The organism is Labrys monachus (assembly GCF_030814655.1).
Lineage (GTDB): Bacteria > Pseudomonadota > Alphaproteobacteria > Rhizobiales > Labraceae > Labrys > Labrys monacha.
This window is the reverse complement of sequence record NZ_JAUSVK010000001.1, coordinates 4,007,918-4,033,286: the sequence shown is the minus strand read 5'-3', so window position 1 is coordinate 4,033,286 and position 25,369 is coordinate 4,007,918. Positions and strand designations below refer to the sequence as shown.

General features: G+C 66.7%; 24 protein-coding genes and 1 tRNA gene. 12 read left to right on the top strand and 13 right to left on the bottom strand.

Annotated elements, in window-relative coordinates; translation table 11 throughout:
- Window positions 1-86: 86 nt before the first annotated feature.
- The 3 genes from J3R73_RS18400 to hflX all read left to right on the top strand — a co-directional run bounded on the left by J3R73_RS18400 (window position 87) and on the right by hflX (window position 2,880).
- The gene (locus tag J3R73_RS18400) at window positions 87-947 is read left to right on the top strand and encodes a D-amino-acid transaminase (RefSeq protein ID WP_307429966.1); all 861 of its coding nucleotides are present in this window, start codon (window positions 87-89) and stop codon (window positions 945-947) included.
- Between the two features lie 231 nt (window positions 948-1,178).
- Window positions 1,179-1,436: an RNA chaperone Hfq gene (gene hfq / locus J3R73_RS18395; protein ID WP_068290859.1), complete on the top strand. Its 258-nt coding sequence runs from the start codon at window positions 1,179-1,181 to the stop codon at window positions 1,434-1,436.
- Between the two features lie 46 nt (window positions 1,437-1,482).
- Complete coding sequence (gene hflX / locus J3R73_RS18390) at window positions 1,483-2,880, top strand: GTPase HflX (protein ID WP_307429955.1); 1,398 nt, start codon at window positions 1,483-1,485, stop codon at window positions 2,878-2,880.
- 51 nt (window positions 2,881-2,931) lie between these two features.
- On the opposite strand, the gene J3R73_RS18385 is transcribed toward hflX, so the two are convergent.
- Window positions 2,932-3,231, bottom strand: a complete 300-nt coding sequence (locus J3R73_RS18385; protein WP_307429952.1) for a YMGG-like glycine zipper-containing protein — start codon at window positions 3,229-3,231, stop codon at window positions 2,932-2,934.
- A 437-nt stretch (window positions 3,232-3,668) separates the two neighbouring features.
- On the opposite strand from J3R73_RS18385, the gene J3R73_RS18380 reads away from it, so the two are divergent.
- Window positions 3,669-4,703 (top strand): hypothetical protein, encoded by a 1,035-nt coding sequence (locus J3R73_RS18380; RefSeq protein WP_307429948.1) that lies wholly within the window; start codon window positions 3,669-3,671, stop codon window positions 4,701-4,703.
- 12 nt (window positions 4,704-4,715) lie between these two features.
- Here J3R73_RS18380 and mazG read toward each other — a convergent pair whose 3' ends face one another.
- Window positions 4,716-5,555, bottom strand: coding sequence for a nucleoside triphosphate pyrophosphohydrolase (gene mazG / locus J3R73_RS18375; RefSeq protein WP_307429945.1), 840 nt, complete (start codon window positions 5,553-5,555; stop codon window positions 4,716-4,718).
- Between the two features lie 202 nt (window positions 5,556-5,757).
- Between mazG and J3R73_RS18370 the strand changes: the two genes are divergently transcribed.
- Together J3R73_RS18370 and J3R73_RS18365 are read left to right on the top strand one after the other, a co-directional pair.
- Window positions 5,758-5,848, top strand: a tRNA-Ser gene (locus J3R73_RS18370).
- A gap of 768 nt (window positions 5,849-6,616) precedes the next feature.
- Complete coding sequence (locus tag J3R73_RS18365; protein WP_307429941.1) at window positions 6,617-7,441, top strand: outer membrane protein; 825 nt, start codon at window positions 6,617-6,619, stop codon at window positions 7,439-7,441.
- A gap of 453 nt (window positions 7,442-7,894) precedes the next feature.
- On the opposite strand, the gene J3R73_RS18360 is transcribed toward J3R73_RS18365, so the two are convergent.
- Window positions 7,895-8,116: a hypothetical protein gene (locus J3R73_RS18360; protein ID WP_307429939.1), complete on the bottom strand. Its 222-nt coding sequence runs from the start codon at window positions 8,114-8,116 to the stop codon at window positions 7,895-7,897.
- 1,925 nt (window positions 8,117-10,041) lie between these two features.
- Between J3R73_RS18360 and J3R73_RS18355 the strand changes: the two genes are divergently transcribed.
- Window positions 10,042-10,767, top strand: coding sequence for a hypothetical protein (locus tag J3R73_RS18355; protein ID WP_307429938.1), 726 nt, complete (start codon window positions 10,042-10,044; stop codon window positions 10,765-10,767).
- A gap of 55 nt (window positions 10,768-10,822) precedes the next feature.
- Here J3R73_RS18355 and J3R73_RS18350 read toward each other — a convergent pair whose 3' ends face one another.
- The 6 genes from J3R73_RS18350 to J3R73_RS18325 form a co-directional block, all read right to left on the bottom strand.
- Entirely contained in the window at window positions 10,823-11,629 is an 807-nt protein-coding gene (locus tag J3R73_RS18350; RefSeq protein ID WP_307429935.1) for a hypothetical protein, read from the bottom strand.
- A 613-nt stretch (window positions 11,630-12,242) separates the two neighbouring features.
- Window positions 12,243-13,052 (bottom strand): transporter substrate-binding domain-containing protein, encoded by an 810-nt coding sequence (locus tag J3R73_RS18345; protein ID WP_370879952.1) that lies wholly within the window; start codon window positions 13,050-13,052, stop codon window positions 12,243-12,245.
- Between the two features lie 100 nt (window positions 13,053-13,152).
- Window positions 13,153-13,839 carry an amino acid ABC transporter permease gene (locus tag J3R73_RS18340; protein ID WP_307429932.1) on the bottom strand — a complete coding sequence of 229 codons (687 nt, stop codon included), beginning with the start codon at window positions 13,837-13,839 and terminating at the stop codon, window positions 13,153-13,155.
- Window positions 13,840-13,855: 16 nt separating this feature from the next.
- Complete coding sequence (locus J3R73_RS18335; protein ID WP_307429929.1) at window positions 13,856-14,647, bottom strand: amino acid ABC transporter ATP-binding protein; 792 nt, start codon at window positions 14,645-14,647, stop codon at window positions 13,856-13,858.
- A 2-nt stretch (window positions 14,648-14,649) separates the two neighbouring features.
- Window positions 14,650-15,261 carry a DUF1989 domain-containing protein gene (locus J3R73_RS18330; RefSeq protein WP_307429926.1) on the bottom strand — a complete coding sequence of 204 codons (612 nt, stop codon included), beginning with the start codon at window positions 15,259-15,261 and terminating at the stop codon, window positions 14,650-14,652.
- Window positions 15,262-15,415: 154 nt separating this feature from the next.
- Window positions 15,416-16,426, bottom strand: coding sequence for a GntR family transcriptional regulator (locus J3R73_RS18325; RefSeq protein WP_307429924.1), 1,011 nt, complete (start codon window positions 16,424-16,426; stop codon window positions 15,416-15,418).
- 128 nt (window positions 16,427-16,554) lie between these two features.
- Between J3R73_RS18325 and J3R73_RS18320 the strand changes: the two genes are divergently transcribed.
- The 3 genes from J3R73_RS18320 to J3R73_RS18310 are packed head-to-tail and all read left to right on the top strand — an operon-like array spanning window position 16,555 to window position 19,635.
- Window positions 16,555-17,748, top strand: coding sequence for a M24 family metallopeptidase (locus tag J3R73_RS18320; RefSeq protein ID WP_307429921.1), 1,194 nt, complete (start codon window positions 16,555-16,557; stop codon window positions 17,746-17,748).
- A 26-nt stretch (window positions 17,749-17,774) separates the two neighbouring features.
- Complete coding sequence (locus J3R73_RS18315) at window positions 17,775-18,467, top strand: fumarylacetoacetate hydrolase family protein (protein ID WP_307429918.1); 693 nt, start codon at window positions 17,775-17,777, stop codon at window positions 18,465-18,467.
- Window positions 18,468-18,498: 31 nt separating this feature from the next.
- Window positions 18,499-19,635: a M20 family metallopeptidase gene (locus tag J3R73_RS18310; protein WP_307429915.1), complete on the top strand. Its 1,137-nt coding sequence runs from the start codon at window positions 18,499-18,501 to the stop codon at window positions 19,633-19,635.
- 120 nt (window positions 19,636-19,755) lie between these two features.
- Here the strand turns inward: J3R73_RS18310 and J3R73_RS18305 are convergent, their stop codons facing one another.
- From J3R73_RS18305 to J3R73_RS18290, 4 genes are read right to left on the bottom strand one after another with little or no spacing between them, the layout of a single operon-like run.
- Complete coding sequence (locus J3R73_RS18305) at window positions 19,756-20,688, bottom strand: dihydrodipicolinate synthase family protein (protein WP_307429912.1); 933 nt, start codon at window positions 20,686-20,688, stop codon at window positions 19,756-19,758.
- 12 nt (window positions 20,689-20,700) lie between these two features.
- Window positions 20,701-21,372 carry a GntR family transcriptional regulator gene (locus J3R73_RS18300; RefSeq protein WP_307429910.1) on the bottom strand — a complete coding sequence of 224 codons (672 nt, stop codon included), beginning with the start codon at window positions 21,370-21,372 and terminating at the stop codon, window positions 20,701-20,703.
- A gap of 10 nt (window positions 21,373-21,382) precedes the next feature.
- Window positions 21,383-22,330 carry an agmatinase gene (locus J3R73_RS18295; RefSeq protein WP_307429907.1) on the bottom strand — a complete coding sequence of 316 codons (948 nt, stop codon included), beginning with the start codon at window positions 22,328-22,330 and terminating at the stop codon, window positions 21,383-21,385.
- Window positions 22,327-22,962, bottom strand: a complete 636-nt coding sequence (locus J3R73_RS18290; RefSeq protein ID WP_307429904.1) for a DUF1989 domain-containing protein — start codon at window positions 22,960-22,962, stop codon at window positions 22,327-22,329. The genes J3R73_RS18295 and J3R73_RS18290 overlap by 4 nt, the downstream gene beginning before the upstream one ends.
- A gap of 185 nt (window positions 22,963-23,147) precedes the next feature.
- On the opposite strand from J3R73_RS18290, the gene J3R73_RS18285 reads away from it, so the two are divergent.
- Window positions 23,148-24,110 carry a hydroxyacid dehydrogenase gene (locus J3R73_RS18285; RefSeq protein WP_307429901.1) on the top strand — a complete coding sequence of 321 codons (963 nt, stop codon included), beginning with the start codon at window positions 23,148-23,150 and terminating at the stop codon, window positions 24,108-24,110.
- Complete coding sequence (locus J3R73_RS18280; protein ID WP_307429897.1) at window positions 24,107-25,369, top strand: Zn-dependent hydrolase; 1,263 nt, start codon at window positions 24,107-24,109, stop codon at window positions 25,367-25,369. Before J3R73_RS18285 ends, J3R73_RS18280 begins: the two co-directional genes overlap by 4 nt.

The following is a 25,369-nucleotide window of genomic DNA, read 5'->3' as shown; positions in this document are numbered from 1 at the left end:
CATCCCCGGCATGCAGGCGGGAACTCCCGCAGCCGAATGGAAGCGAACGGCCGGAATTTCGGAAGAGCCAGGATTTCAGGATAGCCATGAGCCGAATTGCCTATGTCAACGGGGTCTATGTGCCGCTTCGCGACGCCAGCGTGCATGTCGAGGATCGCGGCTTCCAGTTCGCCGACAGCGTCTACGAGGTCTGTGAGGTGCGCGACGGCGCGCTCGTGGACGAGACCCGCCATATGGGCCGGCTCAAGCGCTCGCTGTCGGAGTTGAGCATCCGCATGCCGATGGCCGAGAATGCCTTGAAAGTCGTCCTGCGGGAGACCCTTCGCCGCAACCGCGTCGTGAACGGCATGGTCTATTTCCAGGTCAGCCGCGGGGCCGCCAAGCGCGATTTCCTCTTTCCCTCTCCCGACACGCCGCCCACGCTGGTGGTGATCGCCCGTTCGCTCGACCGCGCCAAGGGCGATGCGGGGGCGGCCAGCGGCATCGCCGTCATCACATTGCCCGACAACCGCTGGGAGCGCGTCGATATCAAGTCCACGGGCCTGCTGCCGAACGTCCTCGCCAAACAGAAGGCCAGGCAGCAGGGCGCCAAGGAAGTATGGTTCTTCGACGAGCAGGGCTACGTCACCGAGGGCGGATCCAGCAATGCCTGGATCGTCACGGCGGAAAACACGCTGCTCACCCGGCCGGCGGAATCCGGCATCCTCCGCGGCATCACGCGGACCACGCTGATGGATCTGGCCAGGCGCGACAATATGGTGGTGACCGAAAGGGCCTTCACCGTGGCCGAAGCGAAAGCCGCCAAGGAGGCCTTCGTCACCTCGGCGACCAATGTCGTCATGCCCGTGGTGAAGATCGACGACACGGTGATCGGCGACGGCACGCCGGGCGCGCTTGCCCGGAAGCTGCGCGCTCATTTTCATTCAGTCGCCGAGCATTCGGTGTAAATGTATCTTTTTTCCGGTCACTGCCGTATTCACGCCGTTGTTTTGCTGCCTATCCATCGTGCAACGCCTATCAGGCGGAGCGCTGCGGAGCGACAGGTAAACTTTTGCTTGCGCTGAGCAGCAAGCATGTCGACTATATATGTTGGTTAGAAGGCCCGTGCTGCCGGCTTGAGCCGGTTGTATGTGCTGGATACGCGGGAAAACCGCGGTCAAAGGAGTTTCGGGGGTATTATGGCGGCTGAGCGCACCCAAAATCTACAGGACACGTTTCTCAACAATGTCCGCAAGAACAAGATCCCGCTCACGATCTTTCTGGTGAATGGCGTGAAACTGCAGGGCGTGGTGACCTGGTTTGACAATTTCTGCGTGCTTTTGCGCCGGGATGGTCATTCGCAGCTCGTCTATAAGCACGCGATTTCCACCATCATGCCGGGACACCCGGTCCAGCTCTTCGAGGGTGGTGAGATCGAGGGAGCGGACAAGCTCTGATTCTTGCCGTGAGGCGGCGGGACGCGTCCCGCCGGAAAGTCATCTTTTGACATCAAGCAATCCCAAAGACCCCGCGAATCGCATTGATGCGCATGAGCTGGAAGTCGCTTCCGGCACGCGGACCTATGTCGTCGCCCCCGTGCTGTCCCATCGCAGCGCGGAGAGCGGCCCTGCGCGCTCGCCCGAGGCCAAGCGCGAGGAGGCCGTAGGCCTGGCGGCCGCCATCGACCTCAACGTCGTCGGCTCGGTGGTGGTGACGCTCGCCGAGATCCGCCCGTCGACCTATCTCGGCAAGGGCAAGGTCGAGGAGATCAAGGCGATCGTCGAGGCCGAGGAGATCACGCTGGTGCTGATGGACTGCGCCCTTTCGCCGGTGCAGCAGCGCAATCTCGAAAAGGCGTGGGGCGCCAAGGTCATCGACCGCACCGGCCTGATCCTTGAAATCTTCGGCCGACGGGCGCGCACGAAGGAAGGCACGCTCCAGGTCGAACTCGCCCATCTCAACTACCAGAAGGGGCGGCTCGTCCGCTCCTGGACCCATCTCGAACGCCAGCGCGGCGGCGGCGGCTTTCTCGGCGGCCCTGGCGAAACGCAGATCGAGTCCGACCGGCGCCTGCTGCAGGACCGCATCGTCAAGCTCGAGCGTGAGCTGGAGCAGGTCAAGCGCACGCGCGCCCTCCACCGCGCCAGCCGCCGAAAGGTGCCCTATCCGATCGTGGCGCTCGTCGGCTACACCAATGCGGGCAAGTCGACCTTGTTCAACCGCCTGACGCGGGCGGAGGTCCTGGCCGAGGATATGCTGTTCGCGACGCTCGACCCGACGCTGCGCGCGCTGAAGCTGCCGCACGGCACCAAGGCCATCCTCTCCGATACCGTCGGTTTCATCTCGGAATTGCCGACCATGCTGGTCGCCGCCTTCCGCGCCACGCTCGAGGAGGTGCTGGAGGCCGATGTGATCCTGCATGTCCGCGACATCTCGCATGGGGATACCGAAGCGCAGGCCGCCGACGTGCAGAACATCCTGCAGGGCCTCGGCGTCGAGACGAATGCGGAGCGGGCCATCATCGAGGTGTGGAACAAGGTGGACCTCCTCGATGCGCCGGCCCGCGAAGCGCTTCTCACCGCGTCGCGCCGGGATGGCGACGGCAGGCCGGTCGTCGTCTCCGCCATTACGGGGGAGGGCGTCGACCACCTGCTGGAACGCGTGGAGGCGGCGGTCGCGGCCGGGCGGCTGACCCTGACCATCGATGTTCCGCCCGCCGACGGGGCAGGCCTCGCCTGGCTCCACGACAATTGCGACGTGCTCGAGCGGGAGACCGACGAGGAGGGCGTGACGCATGTCACGGTACGGGTGGCGCCCGCCCGGGCCGACCAGGTCCGGCGGCGGTTCGGGCTGACCGTGATCGGGCCGCCGGAGCCGGATTTCGTCAGAAAGATCGGCTGACCGCGCATCGGCGCCGCGTGATCGGCGATCGCGTTCGATCGCGACCGTCGGTCAATAGCCTGCGCAATATTCGCGCCCATAGGCATCCGCGCCCCAGCGGGAGCACTGGTCGGCGGCAGGAGCGGGACGAGGGGTCGTCGCCGCGCCGATGATCGCGCCGGTCGCCGCGCCGAGCGCCCCGCCGACAAGGGCGCCGGTGCCGGAGTCTCTCGAAACCATGCCGCCGATGAGGGCGCCGGCGGTGCCGCCGATGACGGCACCGCCGAGGGCGCGGTCGCCGGGGCTGGAACTGCATGCGGCAACGTTGAGCGTGATGGCGCCGATCAGCGCCGAGCCAAGCAATCTGTTCATCCGAGTACCCATACGCAACGATACTGATAGGGCGTGTTTACTGAAAATTAACTGTGTGTATAGATTGAGTCATAAGGATGGCAGCTCGCCTCAAAGTGCCGCCACAATGCTTAATACTAATTCTGATCTGCTCCAGAGCTCATTTGCGCCGGGGTAAAATCATGTTATACGTAGCGTTATGGAATATTATGCGTGGGAATTACCTCCGCTTCGACGGCGCGGTGCCCGCTTGAAAGAGGGTTAATCAGCCCGAGCACGATGGAAAAGCCCGCTATGCACGGCGGCCGGATCTGACCTTATCCGGAAGGCACCGCCCGGCCGGCCGGGCCCTTGCGACGCGGAGGAGGGCGCGTTCCGCCGCGGCAACGCTTGCAGGCCGGGCAACCGGCTGATCGGAACTCCGTTTTGCGTTTGATGGAAAAGGAAGGCTCTCCGGCATGGCTCCAATCCCGTCGGCGATATCGGGACGTCGGGCGCCGCCCACCGCTCTGACCCGGGAAGGCATCAGCCTCCCCGTGATCGACGTCACCGATCCGCGTTTCCACATTGCGGAAGATCCGCCGGCGATGGCGCGGCTCTACAAAGCCGTCGCCGAGGGCGATCGCGGCCGCCGATGGATCCCGGCCTTCGTCGTCAAGGCGATGCTTCGCGCGCTGGCGCGGCGATCGCTGCTGGCCCAGGCGATGTTCGGCTCCGACGGGAGCTATCTCGACGGCCTGAGCACCTATGTGCTGAAGCTCGGACCGGCAAACCTGCCCCCGCCATTCGACGGGCCCGCGGACCGGCGCTTCGCCGCCCTGCCGCATGTGACCTTCCTGCGTCTGAGGACGCAGCAGGTTGCCCGCATGCTGGCGGACGGCATCGCGCGGGCGCCGGCCGCCGCCGGCGCGCCGCTGCACCTCGTCAATATCGGCGGCGGCCCGGCGATCGACAGCCTCAACGCCCTGATCCTGCTGAAGCGGGACAGGGCGTCGGTGCTGGAGCGGCCGATCGCCATCCATGTCCTCGACGGCGACGATGCGGGTCCGTTCTTCGGCGCCAATGCGCTCGCGGCGCTGCAGGCGCCGGGCTGCCCCCTCGAAGGATTGGACGTCACCTTCGGGCACCGCTTCTACGACTGGAACGACTTTGCTGCGCTCGAGGAACTTGTCCGTGAGTTGGTCGCGGGCGGCGCGCTCCTGGCGGCCTCGTCGGAAGGCGCCCTGTTCGAATATGGCGACGACAGCGCCATCATCGGCAATCTCCGGGCGCTGCGCAGCGCCGAACTCGTGGTGGGTTCGGTGACGCGCGGCGACAAGACCCGGCGCGACATGATCGCCAACAGCCGGTTCAAGCTGTTTCCGCGCGGTCTGGAGGGCTTCGAGCCCCTGGCGCGCCAGGCTGGATTCGAGGTGGCCGCCAGCGAGCCGGGCGTGCTCAGCGACCAGGTGGCTCTGCGGCCGGCGGGGCAGACGGAGCGAGCCCTTTCCTGAACCGGCCGGGCATCACAGCCCCGCGCGCTTCGCCTCGTCCCACAACCCGTCCATCTCTTCCAGCGTCGAGCCGCCCGGCTCGACGCCGCGCTCGGCGAGTCGGTCCTCGATGAAGTGAAAACGCCGCTCGAATTTGGCGTTGGCACCGCGCAGGGCTCTTTCCGCGTCCGCGCCGGCATGGCGCGCCACATTGGCGACGGCGAAAAGGAGATCGCCGATCTCCGCGGCGATTTCGGCATCGTCCGCCCTCGCATCGAGTGCGGCCTCGATCTCGTCGGCCTCTTCGCGGACCTTGGCGAGGACCATGCGGATGTCGTTCCAGTCGAAGCCGACCTTGCCGGCCTTCTCCTGCAGCTTCACCGCGCGGGTGAGGGCCGGCATCGCGGTCGGGACGCCGTCGAGCGCGCTGGACGGCCGGGCAGGGCTTCTCGCAGCCCGCTCTGCCTTTTCGGCGGCCTTGATCTCACCCCAAAGTCGCTTGACCGCGTCCGGCGGCAGGCTCCGCGCTTCGCCGAACACATGCGGATGGCGGCGGATCAGCTTGGTGGTGATCGCCTTCACGACATCGCCGAAATCGAACAGGCCCTTTTCCTGCGCCATGCGGGCATGGAAGACCACCTGCAGCAAGAGGTCTCCCAGTTCGTCGTTGAGATCGGCCATGTCGCCGCGCTCGATCGCATCGGCGACTTCATAGGCCTCCTCGATCGTGTAGGGGGCGATGGAGCCGAAATCCTGTTCCAGGTCCCAGGGGCAGCCGGTGACCGGCGTGCGCAGCGCGGCCATGATCTCGAGCAGCCGCTCGATATCGCGGCTCGGGACGGGCGCGGCAATCGGGTTCCCCGTGTTGTTCATGGCATTCTCCATGGCCTGCCATAGCGCAGATGCCGCGATGATTCCCTGGAAAGATTGTCGCGACGATCGTGGCCTACGGCAAGGACAAGACGCTCCCGCCCGCGGCGCCCGCCGCCAGGCCTGCGATTTGCACAGGCCATCGCCGCGAGCCCTGCGAATTTGCCTTGATTGCAGGGACGCGATTGTCTATCGGAAAGCATACGGAGACGTGGCCGAGAGGCTGAAGGCACTCGTTTGCTAAATGAGCATACCCCACAAGGGTATCCAGGGTTCGAATCCCTGCGTCTCCGCCATTTCCTTGCTTTTGCGACGTTTTTAGCGGTTCTCTGCTGATTTTCTGCCGTTCGCCGCCCATCGCCACTGCCGGCTTTGGCGACGACCGTCGTCGTCAGGGGAAGCGATAGCCCGCACCGAGCGGAAAGACGCGCCGATTCGTTCGGCCGGCGAAGCCTGATCCGATGGGCCACGGCGACGATTGGTCTCTTTCGACGTCGCGTGCAGGCGCGAAAAGGCGCCGCGTCGCCCTGTTCTCGCTGCCGGCTCTGCCGCCGTCCGGTCTATGGCCAGCATATCCGGCACAATCCGCGAAAGACGATCCAATAGCCGCCGGTCACGAGCAGGTAGCCGGTGGACACGAGGGTGACGGCGGTCCACTTCAACGCATTGCCTGTGATTTGCGCGCGGGCCGACTCGGCCGTGTGACGGGCCCAGGGGAGTCCCCGATCTTCACTTTCAAGCTCGGTATTGCCGAAAATTTCGACTGAGACAGAAACATGAAGCCCGTCGCGATCTCGCCTCGGGAAGCGCATGGCCGAACGCAATCATCCATGGCGCGGGTGTCGTCGAAGCGAGGCCCCGACGACAGGCGGATCGGCAGAGGGGGCGGCGGCCACGAGATGAGCGGGAACCGATGGTGGGTAGGACAGATTGTCCCTTGAACGTGTAAGCCATATGTTGTTACCACCTTTAAGTTGTATAGTCGGTATGGCTTTTCTTGCCTGGGGGGATTTCAAGTGTTTATGCGAACTATCTTCGCTGCGTTCGTCGCAGCTGCTGCGACCATGAGTTCTGCGACGGCTTCCGACCTGCCGGTGCAGGGCGCGGAGCCTGTCGCTCCCGATGTGCCTTTTTCGTGGACGGGGTTCTATGCGGGCGTGAACGCCGGCTACGGCTGGAACGGCGCCAGCAAGATCAAGGACCCGACCTATTACGACGACGGCGATGTCGGCACCTATGCCAATGGCTGGTTCTCGAGCCAGCGCCGATCCGCTCGCGGATCCTTCACGGCCGGCGTGCAGGCCGGATACAACCAGCAGTTCGGTCCCTTTGTGCTCGGCATCGAGGCCGATTTCAATTACCTCGGCCAGAAGAGCAAATATCTGGCGGCGGATAATGCTGATATTTATCCGAATCCTCCTATCGAGGGGCAGGACTACAATTACCATCTCCGCGAACACTTCTCGTCGGAAAGCAAGACGGAATGGTTCGGAACCATCCGCCCGCGCGTCGGCTTCACGCCGACCGATCGATTGCTCGTCTATGCCACCGCCGGCCTCGCCTATGGTGAGGTGAAGAGCAGCGGCAACTACAACTGGCACGAATACGGATATTGGTGGTGCACGCCGGTCTGCGGCCAGAACGGTGACTTCGACCGAAGCGGTGGCTTCTCCGGCTCGACAAACGCTGTCCGCTGGGGCTGGACCGCCGGCGGCGGCGTCGAATACGCCATCACCGACCATCTCGCGATCAAGGCCGAGTATCTCTATGTCGATCTCGGCAAGAAGAACCATGTCGTCGTAAGCGCGACAGATCCCCGGGAGTTCATGACCTGGAAGGACGCGAGCAGGGCGCATATCGTTCGGATCGGGCTGAATTACAGATTCTGAGTGCCAGCGGGCCGTGGCCAGCCGGCGCGGCCCGCCTTTCCAGTAGCACCCTTGCCCTGGACGTCCACCGAGCTGTTCTGCAGCGGTGCGGAACAGCCGGTGCCTGCGAACGCCCTTCCCAAACCGTGTGACCATAGACGGCTGTCGGCAGTTTGACGCCGGCCCGAATCAGGTACAGGTTGGCGGACACAGGGGATCTCCGGAGAAACTCGTTAGAGAGGCCGCTCCGACAAGGCTCGAGCGGACAGCGTCAGCATCGCTTCCGAAGCCGATTCCCCGGCGCCGTTCTGCAGCCTTAGGGTGAGCGTCGCTTCAAGCCCGATGGCCGATCCGGAAACATTGTTCGATTTGAGCCGCGGGTAGACGTTTCGGCGCGTTCCGTATCGTGGCCCGCTTGGTTTCCGTGTCCGGCTCAGCTGCCTCACACGATCAGAGGCCCTTTCGCTCTCCCCATCAGCGAGTCTTCCACGGCTGTGTTGGACCCGCGCCCTCGGTCGAGGCCGGCACGCCGGGGCCGTCGCTTTCTCCATCGGCGATCTTGCCCTCGTGGTGGTGCGCGGTGCCTGCGAGCAGGAACGGCGGAGTGCCCCTCCTGAAGAGGATGGCCGCGCCGAATGAATCGATCAGCGAGAAACATACCGTAACGATTTGAAATATAATAAGAATAAGATCCATTCCTGACGCCTCTCCACACGAGATCTGCTGCAGGTTCACACGGAGGGCCTCAAACCTCACGCGAAGGCCGATCTTGGCTCACACGCATCTCAGCCATGGTCTCCGCCGGTTCCGGCTACAGGCCGGCTGCCTTCTCTCCAGGACGACGGGCCGTTTCCGACCGTGTCTTGCTCCCGCGGATCAGATGCCGACGCGAAACAGGTCCAGCGGACGCTTGATCATGGTCATCGGGGGCTTCGCCGCGCTCTCACACGATAGAGGGTCGGGAGCCTGGGGTCCGCGCCGGCCGGACCATCTTCATGGAGAAGGGCGAGTCCAGGGCGGTGGAGATTGCGCTCATCGCAGCAGCGAGACCGGCAATGTAGGTTCGACGCTTGGATATCATCGTCGCGCCGGCCGCCTACGCCCAAGCGGGGCGAGCGGGCGTCTCCCACGGAGGACAGCGCATGTCAAACCCGAGTCGGGCCGGCGGCGCCGAGGCAAGGTCACACGAAACGTCGTCCTGCTTCACACCAAACGGATGCCTGCGTAGAGGCCCGTCCGATGCTCTCCGGTTGAAGAGCAGCGGCATCGGCAACTTCTCGCCTCACACGAAAATAAATTCATAAATTGAATGAGAAAAGAACATCAACTATTTGAAATTAAATAATGATATATCTCATATTTGTTCGCTGTGACCGATATGGGCGGAGCGTTCGTGATCAAGCCGGACGCGCCGGATGCTCCCTCGGCTCCCGTAGCGGGCCAGTGGCCGGCGATGCTTGTTCTCAGCGTATGGGAGCGATCCCGGCCGAATGACATGTCCTATCCTTCCACGTCCGCGTGGCGCTTGCCACCGGCATGCCGGAACTTGGCGCATTGCATCGCCGCCGCGTCTCGTCGCCGATGTTGCCGTGTAGCGGTCGCCGTTCCCTTCGACGGAGACGCCGGCGCCTTCACAGAACCGCCGGCGGCGACCGGACGCGCGTCTTATCGGTGTGAGGCTGCCGCAGACGGGGCAGGGTGGGAGACGGGCCGGAACGTCCGGAGCCCCCATCCAACATCTTGTTGAGGATACCGGATTTTCTGACCGTTCACACAGGCAGGAGGCGCGTCTGCCACGAGCAGCGGGCTGCGCGGGCCGTTGCCGCTTTTCCCGGGATTCCCTCGGGGAACGAGGCGCAGGCAGCGCCACTTTAGCGGCGAATTAAGCATATCCCGAGAAGGGCAGGCCGCCCAATGGTGTGAGACCAGTACAAATTAAGGATAGTTGCACATATTCCTGCTGTCCTCAGGTGTCCCGGCTTTCGCGTGAGCCATTGCGGCGACATACTGCGCCGCAATTCCCTGCGCTCATCGCGGCTGGCGTGGCCGATGTTTTCGAGGAGGGTTCCGCTATGGCGTTGACGATTGACCGACGATCGGCATTGGACGCCTTGACGCATATTCCGAGACCGGCGCCGGAGAGGGTGCCGGCACTGGATAGAGCCCCGGCGCCCCCGGTGAATGTGCCGGTCGAGCGGGCGCCGACCCCCGCGCTGGAGAGGGCGCTGAGCAATGTCGGCGTCAGCCTGCAGGACGACCTGATCCGGGCCATATGCGAGGGGCTGGGCCTCGACACAGTTCCGGTTGAACCGAGGCCGCGCCCCGAGCCGCCGGTGGCCGGTCCACCCATGGCGCGGCATGCCGCCGCCGGCACGCCCGGGCCATCCGCCTCGCCGGCTTGGGCGCCCGCACCGCGGCCCTCCGCGACTGTGCCGCCTGGATCGCCGACGGCCATCGGTACCGGCCCGCTCCCGCCATCGGTGGCGACCGACACGAGGACGCCGTCCGACGCTGCTGTTCGGGCGGAGCGGTGGTCGACGAACAGGCCCCAGCCTGCGCCGCCCCTCGCCAGGGGGGGCGCCCCATTGCCCAGGGCCGAGCCTGCCGCCGCAGAGCGGGCCATGCCCGCCCCGACGATGTTCGAGTTGGCTCGCGGCGAACTCCAGGCGATGCCGGTGCTGCAGGCGGCGTCCAATGTCCCAGGCGCGGTTCTCCAGCCCCTCGAAGAAGCTGTGGCCGCGCTGGGGACGGTGCGCGAGGAGAGGAGTGCCGGCGCGTCCGTCGCGGTCGAGACCGCGGCCACGTTCAACGAGCCCATACGGCTCCCGGCCGATCTGCCGGCGCCGGCTTCGACGGAGCGGCCCGGCAAGGCGGCGAATGGCAGAGCCGAAGCGCGGCGGCTGCGCGCCAAGGCCCTGCGTGAGAGGGAGAACGAGACGAAGCGGCTCGCCGCGCTCGCCACGGCGCGTACCCGGCGGAGCATCCGGGAAGAAGCCGGCGAGCGCCTGCGGGTGCTGGAGAAAGCCCTGCGCGACCTCAGCCTCGACCATACCATGGTCACCTACAGGGGATGCGAGCGCATGATCGTGTCCTGGTGGATGTCGGCCGAACTCGTCAAGCGCGAAGGCAAGCTGTCGCTGATGAAGCTGGCAAAGCACCGCGCCTATGACTTGCGCGGCGCTCCGCCCTTGCCGGAATTGGACGAAACCGACCCGGCGAAGCGCGCTCTGAAGCAGAAGGAGTGGGCGCGGGCCGGATTGAAGAAGGTGCGCTATCTCGAACGCGAGGGAGGCCCCTGGCACGCGTTCAGGACGTCCCTCGACGTGGAAGCCGACGAGGACTTCTGAGATTTCGCAGGCCCGGGAGTGCCGGGAGGGGTGGTAGCCACCCCTCCCGGCTTGCTCAGAACCCTCGCCTGACGTCCGGCTTCGGTGCCGGCCGGGGCTGCTCCGGGGTCACGCCGGGATAATCGATATCGTCGCCGACATCGCGGGAGTCTTCCTCGACATCCGCCCGCGCGCCAGGCGAGCCGATAGGGAGGTCGGCAGGATCGGCTGCAGGCGCACCGAACAGGCCGTTGGCGGGGGTCGATGCGGGACGGTCGAGCGGGAGGTTTTCGCTATGTCCGCCCGCTTGCCCAAGGTCGCTGGCCTCAGCGGCAGTACGGCCAGGCCCGTCGAAGCGCGGCCGTTCCATGCCGCGATCGGCGGCGGCCGGGCCGAGCGCCGGGGTCTCGTCCGCCGACGGAAGCAGAGGATCGGTCGGCTCCGGGGTTGCCATGCCCGACGGCGTCGATAGGGCGGAGGCCTCCTGAGCGGCGGCGCCCTCCGACGCATAACCGCTCCAGCCATCGGCCTTCCATTCCGACGCGCGCTGCTGCACGTCGACGGCGCCGTATTCCTCGAGGATGCCGCTCGTCAGGCCGACATCGGCTTCAGCCACGGTGACGCTCAGCACGGTGCTGCCGCGTCGAATGCCCTCCGCATAGCTGTAGCGGTCCTCGTCCGGCATGAAGAGGCTCTTGAGGGTCGCCCAGAAGCCGCCTTCTTCGCGCGGAGAATCATCGAGGGTATCGGCGAACTCGTCATTGGCCGTGCTGCCGGCCATGACCTGGATGTTGGAACGGCTGATACCGGCTTCGGCGAGCTTGTCGGCCGCCGCGTCAGCGTCGGCTCGGCTGTCATACATGGCCGTGATGGTTTCACTCATGTGTTCGCATCCTTGATCTGGGTTGAACTCACTGGGCCGCCGTCATGGCTTCTGCGGACGTCCTGGGACGGCGGTCACGGACGTATTCGGCCGCTTCCGGCCCGGTTGGATGAGGAGGCAAGCCGTCCTGGCTGTCGGGTGGGACGACGCGGCGTCACGGGCCATAGGGGCCTCCGTCGCCTTCCCCTCTCCCTTGTCTACCTCCCGAACACGGCGCGCCTCCCTTCGGCAGTCGGCGGCGTATTCGATGAAGGTATTCTGCCGCTCTGCTTAGGGAACGGCCGGACTTATCCGTGGTTCCTCGCAGCGGACGAAGAAAAATGCGATCGACGAATGCGATATTCTGGGCGTCGGCATATCGGATGACGTTGGTCATCTACGATAGGAGGCCGAAATGCTGTCGGCGAACGCAGCGCCATGCCGAGTGCTCTCGGGCTGCCGCCACAACGCGGCGCGCCGGGCCGGGATTTCGGCCGCGGAGGAGAGACGGCGGATGCCGGGCGGGGAAGGGAGCATCCCCCGTCCGGATCGAGCGGGCGAAGACGCCCTGGCGAGCGACGCCCCGGCGGGCAGGACCAGCCAGGACGGTCTCCGTTCAGAGCACGGTCTCCGTTCAGAGCTGGGAGCGGATCGGATCCTTCGGCGCCGGGCTGTAGCCGATGAGCGCGGATGTCAGCTTGGCATAGGTTCCGTCGGCGATCATGTCGGCCAGCGCCTTGTTCATCGCCTTCACCAGATTGGGCTTGCCGAGCTTGATCGGAAAGCCCTTCTGGATCTGGCTGAGATAGTCGTCGGTCATCCTGAGCGGCAGGTGGGACGCCTTGATCGTGTAGGCGGCGGAAATCGAATCGGTGATCACGCCGTCGACATTGCCGTTGACGAGGTCCTGGATGCCGTCGGTCTCGGCCTTGTAGGTCTTCACATTGGCGCCGAGGCCGGTCGCGAGCTTCTCCCAGGTCGAGGCGACGAGCACGCCGATGGTCTTGCCCTTCATGTCGGCGCCGGACTTGATCGGCGAATCCGCCTTGACCACCAGGCGGCCGCCGGACTGCAGCCAGCCGTCGACGAAGGTCACCTGCTTCTGGCGTTCCGGCGTGATGTCCATCGCGTCGCTGGCGGTGTCGTACTGGTCGGCCTTCAGGCCGATCAGCAGCGAGTCCCATTTGATGATGACGGGCCGGTAGGTGAGGCCGAGGCGCCTGGCGATCTCGCCCATGACGCGGATCTCGAGGCCGTCGAGCTTGCCGTCGGTGCCGTACATGCTGAAGGGCGGGTAGGTGCCCTCCGTCGCGGCGCTGAGCTCGCCGGGGGTGATCAGCTCGAGGTCGGCCGCCTTGGCGCCGGCGCCGAAGGTGCTCAGGAGGAAGGCGGCGGCGATCGCCATGGCGGCGAGGCGCCGGGTCGGCAGGAGGGGTATGGACATGTTTCTGGTTCCTTCTCTGGTGGGTCGTCTTCAAGGCCGTCCGGCGTCGCCTCGGGCCCTTCGGGGCCTCTCTCCGGCGCCGGCATGAGTTCCGTCGACGTCAGTAGCGCAGCGCCAGATGGCGTTCGAACCAGCCTGCCGCCGCCATGAGAGCCGTCGTCATGAAGAGGTACATGAAGGCCGCGATGATGTAGAAATCGAACGGCCGGAAGGTCGCGGAGATGATGATCTGCGATTGCAGGGTGAGTTCGATGATCGTGATCACCGACAGGAGCGAGGTGTTCTTGAGCGTCGACACGGCTTCGTTCGTCAGTGCCGGCACGATGATGCGGACGACCTGGGGCAGGATGATGTGCTGCAGGCTCTGCCGTCGGCTCATGCCGATCGCCGTCGTCGATTCCATCTGTCCCTTGGGAATGGCGAGGAGGCCGGAGCGGATGATCTCGGCGACATAGGCGCCGCTCCCGATGCCGAGCGCCAGGGACCCCGCCACGAAGGGCGACATGCGCACCCCGAACTGGGGAATGCCGAAATAGACGATGAAGATCTGGATCAGCGTCGGTGTGCCGCGGATGAACCAGATATAGAACTGGCTGGGCCAGCGCAGCACGGCGAGCGGCGACATCTTGCCGAGCGCCGCCGCGAGCCCGCAGATCCAGCTCAGAAGGATGACGACGAGCGTGATCTCCACGACGACGAGGCAGGAGTGCAGCATGTCCGGGATATAGTCCGCGACGCTGAGCCACCAGTCGACGGCCCGGCCTGGAAGTGCCTGGAGATAGCTCATGCGATGCTCCGCCGTTTCATGGGGCCGCCGCGATCGGTTGGTGCAGGACGCGGCGCAGGAACTGGCGTGTCCGCTCGTTGTCCGGATTGGTCAGGACCTGGCGCGACGGTCCCTCCTCGGAGATCAGGCCGCCATCGACGAAGATGGTCCGGGTGCTGACGTCGCGGGCGAAGGCGATCTCGTGGGTGACCACCAGCATGGTCATCCCGTCGGCCGCGAGCGCCGCCATCAGGTCCAGCACCTCGCCCACGAGTTCCGGGTCGAGCGCCGACGTCACCTCGTCGAACAGCATCGCCCTCGGCTTCATGGCCAGCGCCCTGGCGACGGCGACGCGCTGCTGCTGGCCGCCCGAAAGCCGGGACGGGTAGGCGTCGCGCTTGTCGTAGAGCCCGATGCGGCCGAGAAGATGGTGGGCCTGCTCGATCGCCTCGGCGCGCGGCACGTTCTTCACCCGGATCGGGGCTTCCGTGACATTTTCGAGCACCGTCCTGTGCGGCCACAGATTATAGCTCTGGAACACCATGCCGATGCCGGTCCTCAGCTGGCGCAGACTCGCCTCCCGGCGCCATTGTCGTTCCGGGGTGGCGAAGTCGAAGGAGAGGTTCTCGAAGGCGAGCGTGCCGGAGGACGGCGTTTCCAGGAGGTTGATGCAGCGCAGGAACGTGCTCTTGCCGGATCCGCTGGCGCCGACGATCGCCACCACTTCCCGCGGGGCCACGGTCAGCGAGATGCCCTTCAGGACCTCGGCGGTGCCGTAATGCTTGCGCAGGGCCTTGATCTCGAGGATCGGCGCATCCGGCGCGGGCATGCTCAGCCCTCCACGACGTAATGCACGTCGCGCGGGGTCTTTTCGGCGCCGTTGATCACCGAGATGTCCTGGGGGCAGGCCGAGATGACGGCCACGAGGTCCATGTCCGCCCTCAGCTTGATGTAGTCGCCCGGCTTGGTCGCCGGCGGCAGGCGGCGGATGGTGTGGTCCTCCTCGATCGGGATGTTCATGAACACGTTGAGCGGGCCGGGCGTGAACGGGAACTGGACGCCGATCTCGGCGAGGGCCTCGTGGAAATTGTCCGAGCAGTTGCGGTGGTACTCGGTGCAGCCGGATTCCTCATAGATGGCGCTGTTGCAGGCGCATAGCAGCGTATCGTGGATGCCGGGCGAGGTGTCTTCGACCACGGTGAACATCGGCCGGCGCCGGATCGAGACATAGCTGTCGCCGACCGACAGCATCACCTTGCTGTTCTTGGAGCGCGTATGCTCCATCGACATGTATTCCATCGGGTCGTCGCGGCCGAGCGCCCAGAGGTCGAGGACCTGCGACCCTTCCTTGCTGATGATCGTCAGCGTCTGGCCGGCGGAGACAGGGATCGCCTTGCCGTAGCGGGCCGGCACGAAATCGACGATGGGCGTGGGTTGGGTCATGCTGTTCCGGTCCGTGATGTTGCGGCCCGACCATCGGGGGCGAGGGTGGTGCAGGGCTGTTCTATATCGTCAGGATTGTACGCATTTGTAATTTCGGTACAAGATCGTTTGGGTGGCGCTCTGCGTCTTTTTTGTGCAGCCTCGCCCTTCCGGCCTATCGGCGCCGATGGCGCGCGAGATTCGCCTCGCGATGCCGCAACGCGTTGGTGAGATGGGTGCGCATAAGGTCCGAGGCCTCGGCGAGATCCCTGGCGGCGACCGCCTCCATGATGTCGAGGTGCTCCTTGAGCCAGACCAGCATGCGCTCCTCGTCGAAGGAGTCGCGATATTCGAGCAGCTGCCGCATGCGGTTGTGCTGGACGACGCTCGAATGGAAGAAATGGTTTCCGCCGCAGGTGGCGATGCTCTCGTGGAAGGAGACGTCGACCTTGAAGGCCAGACGCGCCGTCCGCTCGGCCGGCCGGAGCGTCAGGAAGCGGATATGCTCGTCGCGGCAGGCTCGGATCAGGTCGCGGCGCACCTCGAAGCTCGGCAGCAGCAGGATGTTGGGCTCGATCGCCAGGCGGTAGGCATAGCTGGCGATGCTCGCCTCCGCCGTCAGCATGAAGGGGTTGAACTTCCAGCTTCCGGGCTGGTCCTGGACGATGACCTTTTCGTCCACCAGCGCCTGGATCGCCCGTTCCGCCAGCCGCGTGCTGACGTCGTAGCGCGTGACGACGTCGCGCTTGGAGAACAGGTCCGGCAGTTCCCCGTCGAGATGGTCGATGGCGATGCGGTCGAAGATGTCGTCTTCCGTCAAAGCGGGGAAATCGAGGCTCGCCGCGAACAGGGAGCGGGCCGGCCGGGCCAGGAAATAGCCGCGCCGGGCCTCGCTCTGCACGATGCCCTCGCGCGCGAGGTCCATCAGCGCCTTGCGGATCGGCGTCCGCGACACCTGCAGGGCATCGGCCAGTGTCTGCTCGGCGAGGTGCGCGCCCTCCGCGAGCCCTTCGCTGACGATGTAGCTCAGCAGCCGCCGCACCAGCGGCGTCGGGGCGCCGTCCAGCGCCGGCTTGGCTGAAGCCCTGTCGTTCCGGGTCTTGCCGTCCGCTGCCGTTCCGTCGGCAGGCGCGGTGTCGGCGCGATCGGCCCCCTCGGCCGCCGCAGGGTCGGGTCTGCGCGTCATCACCTCATCCAAGCCATCTGGATCCCGGCGCCGGCCGGATGCCCATCGGCTGAAAATCATTGTATTGGAATTTACGATCGATACAATATGCCGGTCGGTCAATGCCTGCAATGCGACTGGAAGCCTCCATGCTGCCTCTTTCGGATGAAACCCTCGGCGGTATCGCGTCGGGCCGCGGCTCGGAATGCGCCTTTCCGCCGGCGGAACTGGCGGGCCGCCTGGACCGGCTTCGGGGCGCCATGGAGATGTCCGGTTTCGACGGCGTGATGCTGACCGGACCGGAAACCGTCTTCTGGCTCACCGGCCGCCAGACGCCGGGCCACTTCGCCTTCCAGGCCCTGTTCGTGCCGCTGGACCGCGATCCCGTCCTCCTCGTGCGGCGCCTGGAGGAGATGAACACCCGCTTCAACACCCGGCTCGACGACATCAGGCTCTACGGCGACGATGACGATCCGGCCCAGGCGGCGCTCGCGCTGGTCGACGGGCTCGGCTGGCGCGGCCGCCGGATCGGCGTCGAGACGCGCAGCACCGGGCTGCTGCCGGCCTTGTTCGCCGCAGTGGCGGCGGCACTCCCGGATTGGCGCGATGCATCCGGCCTGCTGGCGGAATTGCGCATGGTCAAGTCGGCCCTCGAGGTCGCCTTCATCGAGCAGGCGGCGGCCTATGCCGATGCGGGCCTCGAAGCCGGCATCGCCGCCGTTCGCGCCGGCTCGACGGAGAACGCCATCGCCGCCGCCATGCTGCAGGCGGCGGTCGCCGCTGGGTCCGAATATCTCGGCATGGAGCCGCTGGTGTCCTCCGGGCCGCGCAGCGGCGTTCCGCACGCGACCTGGCGCCGGCGGCGGCTCGAACGGGGCGACGGGCTGTTCCTGGAACTCGCCGGCTGTCACAACCGCTACCACGCCGCCATCCTCCGCCCGGTCTGGCTGGGCCCGATGCCCGACACGGCGCGCCGCATGCTCGATGCCGCACAGGCGGGGCTGGCGGCCGCGCTCGATGCGCTCCGCCCCGGCTCGACCTGCGCCGATGTCCATCAGGCCGCTGCCGAGGTGATCGACCGTCACGGCTACGCCGCGGCCTATCGCAAACGCACCGGCTACAGCATGGGCGTGGCCTTCGCGCCCGATTGGGGGGAGGGCGACGTGCTCAGCCTCTACAGCAACGTCACGCGGCCCCTGGAGGCCGGCATGGTCTTCCACATCCCGACGACCTTGCGCGCCTATGGCGAATTCACTATCGGGGTCAGCGAGACAGCCGTCGTCACCCAGAGCGGCGCCCGCTGCCTGTCCCGCCTTCCCCGCCGATTGTTCCAGATCGATTGACCTCGTTCGGCCGACCAGGAGTTTCCATGACTGAATTCGTTATCACCCCGCCGGCCGTTCCGTCGGTCGCCGTCGATGGAGAGACGGCGCGCTTCCCGGTGCGCCGCATCTTTTGCGTCGGCCGCAATTATGCGGCGCATGCCCGCGAGATGGGCGGCGATCCCGACCGCGAGCCGCCCTTCTTCTTCTCCAAGCCGGGCGACGCCGTGGTGGACAGCGGCTCGACCATTCCCTATCCGCCCGACACTTCCGACCTGCACCACGAAGTTGAGCTCGTCGTCGCCGTCGGCAAGGAAGGCATCGACCTTTCTCCCGAACAGGCGCTCGACATCGTCTTCGGCTATGGCGTCGGCATCGATCTCACCCGTCGCGACCTGCAGGGCAAGGCCAAAGCGGCCGGCCGCCCCTGGGACTGGGGCAAGGCCTTCGACCGCTCGGCGCCCTGCGGCCCGCTGCGGCGCGCTTCCGACATCGGCCATCCGGCCAGCGGCACCATCCGGCTGAGCATCAACGGGCAAGTGAAGCAGGAATCCGACCTCTCCGACATGATCTGGAACGTCGCCGAGACGTTGTCGATCATCTCGAAGTCGATCGCCCTGCAGCCGGGCGACCTCTGCTTCACCGGCACGCCGGAAGGGGTCGGTGCGATCCGTCCGGGCGACGAGATCCTTGCCGAGATCGACGGGCTGCCGAACCTGTCGCTGACGATCCGCCGCTAGGCGGCGCGTCTTCTCAACCGGACCGGAGCGCATGCAACCCGCGGGACTGCTCGAACGACTCGTCGCCTTCGACACCCAGAATCCGCCGGGCGACGGCGTCGCCTGCGCCCGCTTCATCGGCGACGTGCTCGCCGGAGCGGGTTTCGCCGTCGCCTACCAGGATTATCGGCCCAACCACGCCAATATCGTCGCGCGGCTGTCGAACGGGGAGGGGCCGGTCTTCGCCCTCAACACCCATATCGACGTCGTGCCGGCAGGCGAGGGATGGAGCAGCGACCCGTTCCGCGCGGTGTATCGGGACGGCCGTATCCAGGCGCGGGGCGCCTGCGACGCCAAGGGCTCGTTGGCCGCGATGATGACGGCCGGCCTGCAGCTCGCCCGGCAGCGGGAGGCATGGAGCGGCACGCTGCTGCTGGTCTTCGTCGGCGACGAGGAGGTGTCGAGTTCCGGTGCCAAGCATTTCGCCGCCGCGGCACCGCCTATCGATTATGCCGTCATCGGCGAGCCGACCTCGAACAGGGTGGTGACGGCCCATAAGGGAAGCCTGCGCCCGCTGGTGCGCGTGCGGGGCCGCACCGCCCATTCGGGCGCGCCGCATCTCGGCGTCAACGCCGTGTTCGGGGCTGCGCATCTCCTGGCGGCGGTCGAGGCCGAGGCCGCGCGGATCGCGCGGTTCACCCATCCGCTCTGCGGCCCTGCCAGCCTCACCGTGACGCGGATCGCGGGGGGACAGGCCGACAATGTCGTGCCGGACAGCTGCGACATGCTGCTCGACCGGCGCATGGTCCCGGGCGAGACGCCGCAGGCCTGCAGGGCCGGGCTGGAAGATCTGTTCGCGCGGGTGCATCGCGAGCACGGCACGGCGATCGAGGTGGTCGAATGGCGCGAGACCACGGGCGGGCCGACCGAGACGCCGGCGGACAATGCCTTCGTGCGGGCGGCCTTGCGGCAGGCGGAGGCGCATGGCGCCGCCCCGGGCGGGGTCGAGGGCCTGCTCGGCGCCTGCGATCTCGTGCATTTCAACGCCATCGGCGCCCTGGGCATCGTGCTCGGCCCGGGCGACCTTGCCGTCGCGCACAAGCCCGACGAGTTCGTGCCGCTCGCCGAACTGGAGGCGGCGGCCGGCATCTACCGGAGCCTCGCGCTCGACATGCTGCGGCACCCATAGGGGCGCCGGCCAAGCGGACCGGCGTGATTGCCGGGACAGGCCCGGCAATGACCGTATTTTGACCGCCGTCGGCGAAAGATCGCCTTTATCAGCGCCCGTCAGGAGAGGCCGGCGCTCCGGTCAGCCCTTCAGCTTGCGCTCGAGGCGGGCCATCAGCTCGTCGAGCTCCTGGTGGTCGCGGGCGGAGAGCTTCGGGCCGGGATGGCGGATCGCCGAGGAGGCCATGGCGCCGCGGCGGCGCAGGATCTCCTTGCGGATGGCGAGGCCGAAGCCGGCCTGCTGCTCGTGCCGGAGGATCGGCAGATAGATGTCGAACAGGTCCTCGCCCTCTTCGGGGCGGCCCGCCGCGAAATGCTCGCAGACGCCGACCAGCATCTCCGGATAGGCGAAGCCCGTCATGGCGCCGTCGACGCCGCGGCGCAGTTCCTGCGGCAGATAGAGGCCGCCATTGCCGACGAGGATGCTGATGCGCCGCCCCTTGCCCTGCTCGGCATGCTCGCGCAGCTTGGTGATCTTCGGCAGGCCGGAGCCTTCCTCATGCTTGAGCATGACGAAATTCGGGAAGTCGGCGATCATGCGGTTGAGCACCGCCACCGAGCTGAACACCGTCGTCGTCTGCGGATAATCCTGATAGCAGACGGGGACATCCGCGCCGAGGCGCGAGAACAGGCCTTCCCAATAGGCATAGACCTGGTCGTCGTTCTTCAGGCCGGAGAGCGGGGCGATCATCAGCCCGGCGGCGCCGAGGTCCATCGCCTCCTTGGCGAAGCGCACGAGATTGTCGGTGCCGGGGTTGCTGGCGCCCACCACCACCGGCTTGCGGCCGGCCACGCGCTGCATCACATGCTTCAGGAAGGCCTGCGCCTCCGACGAGGAGAGCTTCGGCGCTTCGCCGAGCACGCCCAGGATGGTGAGGCCCGTCACGCCCTTCTCGATGAAGAACTCGATCATCCGGTCGGTGCTGGCGAAGTCGATCTCGCCCTGGTCGGTGAAGGGCGTGGGCGAGATGATGTAGACACCGCTGGTGTTTGCGTCGATCCTGGTCGGAGCCATGATGTGTTTTCCCTAAATCTGGCTGAGCGCCTGGATGACGCTCTGCTTGACGTTCTCGATGTGGGTTTCGATCCCCTTGCGGGCGGCCTGGCCGTCCGCACGGCGCAGGGCGTCGATGATGGCGAGATGCTCGCGATGGCCGATGGCGAAGCGCTCCGGCACGCGTTTGAGATTGAACATGTGGGTCTTGACGCGAAAGCCTTCGACGAGGCGCGCCAGCAGGGCATTGCCGCCATGGCGGGTGATCGTGCCGTGCACGCGGCTGTCGACCTCCCAATCGTCTTCCGGCTTGGGTTCCAGCGTCGCCAGCAGGGCTCGGATATCGGCCTCCAGCCTATCGAGCTCCGCCGCGGGCACGCGTCCCGCCGCGAGGGCGGCGGCTTCCGCCTCCAGGAGGCCCCTCACATGCAGGGTCTCGATCAGTTCGCGCGTGGAGAGGTTCTTCACCACGAGGACGCGGCCCGGCATGCGCGAGACGAAGCCCTCGCTTTCCAGCCGGTTCAGCGCCTCGCGCACCGGTGTGCGGGAAATATTGAGGCGCTCGGCCAGCCGCCGCTCGTGCAGCACCGTGTTCAGCGGCAATTCGTGCCGGATCAGCATGTCGAGCACGCTATCATAGGCGAGCCGGCTGAGGCTGCGGTCCTTTTCCTCCTGCAGGTCGGCGGCGTAGCTTGCCATCGTCATGGGGTTGTCCTCAGCCGCGGACCGATGCGAGCAGCGCCATCAGTTCCGCCAGCACAGTGGCCGCCAGCAGCGCGGTGATCTGGCCGGGGCCGTCATAGAGCGGATTGGCCTCCACCACGTCGCAGCCGACGAGGTCGAGCCCGTGCAGCAGGCGCAGGATCTGGAGGGTCTCGCGGGCCGAGGGGCCGCCCGCTTCCGGCGTCTGCACGGCGGGAGCCGCCGCCGGGTCGACGAAATCCATGTCGAAGGTGAGAAAGACCGGCCGGCCCGCCGTGCGGGCGGCGATACGGTCCGCCAGGGCCTTGAAGCCGATGTCGAAAATCTCATCCGTCGTCACGACGTCATAGCCGAGGTCGAGCGACTGGCTGATGTCGGTCGCCTGGAAGAGCGAGCCGCGCAGGCCGATCTGGATCGACTGCCCGGGGGTGACGATGCCCTCTTCCACCGCCCGGCGGAACGGCGTGCCGGCGCTGTAGGCCTTGCCGCCGAAATATTTGTCCCAGGTGTCGCTGTGCGAATCGAAGTGCACGAGGGCCAGCGGCCCGTGCCTGGCGGCAACCGCCCGCAACTCGGCCAGCGTGATGGAATGGTCGCCGCCGATGCCGAAGGGCACGATGCCGGCCGTCACCAGGGCCGCGACCGATTCCTCGATCCGATCCAGCGATTCCACCTCATAGCCCGGCACCACCGAAGCGTCGCCGACATCGGCGCAGGCGAGCTTCTCGAACACGTTGATGTTGCCGCGATAGGGGTTGATCGGCCGCAGCATGACCGACATCGCCCGCACGGCATTCGGGCCGAAGCGGGCGCCGGTGCGGAAGGGGGCGCCGGAATCGGAGGGCAGGCCGATCACCGCGGCATCGAGGCCGTGGAGCGAGGTCGCCTGCGGCAGGCGCATGAAGGTCGGGACGCCGCAGAAGCGCGGCGTGTCGAGCGAATTGACGGGCAGGACGTTCATAGCGGCGCTCCGCGAGCCGGCCGGATCGCGAGCCCGATATCACGCGGCGTTCGTTCGGTGCCGTTGATCGGGGTGACATCCTGCGGACAGGCCGAGAGCACGACGGTCACGTCCATTTCGGCCTGCAGCACGACGGCGTCGCCGGGCCTCGATGCCGGCGCCACGCGCTCGACCGAACCGTCGGCCGCGACCGGCACGTTCATGAACAGGTTGAGCGAAGCCGGCGTGAACGGCAGGGTGATGCCCACGGCGCCGAGCGCCTCGTGGAAATTGTCGGTGCAGCTGCGATGATAGCCCTCGCAGCGCAATTCGCGATAGATGGCCGCATTGCAGGGGCACAGCAGCGTGTCGTGCCGGCCGGGTGAGGTATCCTCCACCAGCCTCGCCATCGGCCGCCTCAGGCTGCTGGCCACCACCATTTCCTTTTCCAGGAAGATGTTGCTGTTGACCGATCGCGTATGGTCCATCGAGGAATGCTCGAACGGGTCGTCGCCGGCCAGGAGCCAGGTGTCCACGACCTGCGTGCCGAACAGATTCTCGATGCGCAGCCTCTCTCCCCGCCGCAGGGAGATCGCGAGGCCGTGCGAAGCTTTCAGGCGGAGGTCCGCCGTCTCACCGAGGGAAACGCTCACAGCCGCAAATCCACGGCTTCGCGGCAGTCCAGGGTGGAATCATCTCGAAAGCGGCTTACCATCGGCTCCTCGGGCACTGAAACGTCCGGCATGTGCGATTTGTGATCGCCAGCCTCTTGCCTACCGTTGGTATACCACTAGAATTCAATTGGAATGTTTATGCAACACCTGATTTGGACGTCGCCATGGAAAGCTGCCTGATCGTCCAGCCGATCCATGACGCCGGACCGGCGCTCCTGCGGGAGGCGGGCTTGCGCCCGTTCACGCCCCAGGAGGCGCAGCCTGCCGATTGGGCGGACTGCGTCGCCGCGATCACCCGCAACGCCGGCTTCACGGCGCAGCAGATGGACGCCTGTCCGCGCCTGCGCGTCGTCGGCGTGCATGGCGTCGGCACCGACGCCGTCGACATCGTTCATGCCGATCGCTCGGGCATCGTCGTCGTCAACACGCCGGGCACCAACACGCTGTCCGTCGCCGAGCACGCAATCGCGCTGATGTTTGCGCTGGCCAAGCGCATTCCCGCCTCCGACCAGGCCACCCGCCAGGGCGACTTCGCCTTCAAGTTCCGCGGCGGCCTGGTCGAATTGCAGGGCCTGACCTTCGGCATCGTCGGCATGGGCAATATCGGCCGCGCCACGGCTGCCCTGGCGCATGCGCTCGGCATGCGCGTCCTTGCCCTGTCGCGGCGCAGCGACGATGTCGGCCTTCCCGGCATCGAGAGGGTCACTACGCTGGATGAATTGCTGGCGGCGAGCGACGTCGTCTCCCTGCATCTGCCGGCGACGGCGCAGACCGTCGGCCTGATCGGCCGGCGCGAACTGGGGCTGATGCGCCGCTCGGCCTTCCTGATCAACACCGGGCGCGGCGCGGTGATCGACGAGCCCGCTTTGATAGAGGCGCTCGCCGCCGGTACCATCGCCGGCGCCGGGCTCGACGTCTTCGCCAGCGAGGCGATGCCGGCCGACTATCCGCTGCTGGCGCTGCCCAATGTCGTGCTGACGCCCCATTCCGCCGCCTCGACGGAGGCCAGCCTGCGCCGCATGGCGATCGCCGTCGCACAGGGCGTCCTCGACGTCGTCCAGGGGCGCCGGCCGCCGCACATGGTCAATCCCACCACCTGGTCCATTCGCCGGGGAGTTGCCGCATGACGATTGCACCCCAAGCCGACATCGCGCTGGCCACCCGCCTGTTCGCCGCTCTGGAGGCAATGAACGAAACCGGGCCGGGCATGACCCGGGACGCCTATGGCGAGGGCGAGGAGCGCGCTCATCGCCTCGTCCGCGCCGAGGCCGAGGCGCTCGGCCTGTCCTGCGCCACGGACGCCGCCGGCAACCTCTACATGACGCTGGCGGGGAGCGATGCCGCGCTCCATCCATGGATCGTCGGCTCCCATCTCGACACCGTGCCGCATGGCGGCAATTTTGACGGCGCGGCGGGCGTCCTCGCCGGCCTCGCCGCTATCGCGGGCCTGAAGCGCGCGGGCCTCGCCCCGCGCCGCACGATCACCGTGATGGCGATCCGCGCCGAGGAGAGCACCTGGTTTCCGGTCTCCTATATCGGCAGCCGGGCCGCCTTCGGGCGCCTCGACGCCGCGACGCTCGATCTGCCGCGGGTCGATACCGGCCGCAGCCTCGCCGCGCATATGGCCGCTCTCGGCTTCGATCCGGAGGCGGTGAGGGCCGGCCAGGCGCATCTTCGTCCCGGCGCCATCCACGGCTTCATCGAACTCCATATCGAGCAGGGCCCGAGGCTGGAAGGGGAGGGCGTTCCGGTAGGCCTCGTCACCGGCATCACCGGCAGCTTCCGCTATCGCCGCGGCGTCTGCTTCGGCAATTACGGCCATTCCGGCGCCGTGCCGCGCGGCCACCGGCAGGACGCGGTGATGGCGTTCGCCGATCTCGCCATGGAACTCGACCGGCGCTGGGCGGCGATGGACGCCGCCGGCGACCAGTTGACCATCACCTTCGGCGAGGTCGCCACCGATCCTTCCATGCATGCCTTCAGCAAGGTGCCGGGAGAGGTCCGCTTCTGCCTCGACGTCCGCAGCGACCGTCAGGACCTGCTCGACCGCCTGCACGCGATTCTGATGGAGACGGCGGGCGAGATCGAGCGGCGGCGCGGCGTCCGCTTCGCGTTCGGCGACCGCACCGGCAGCACGCCGGCGCTCATGGACCGGCGGCTGCGCGCCGCGATCGAGGCGGCGGCGCAGGCATCCGGCATCCCCACGCTGACCATGCCGAGCGGCGCCGGCCACGACGCCGCCACCTTCGCCCATGCCGGCGTGCCGGCGGCGATGATCTTCATCCGCAACCAGAACGGCAGCCACAATCCGGACGAGGCGATGCGGATGGAGGACTTCGCCGCCGCCGCCACCCTGCTGGCGCGCGTGCTCGGCGGTGAGCCGTGA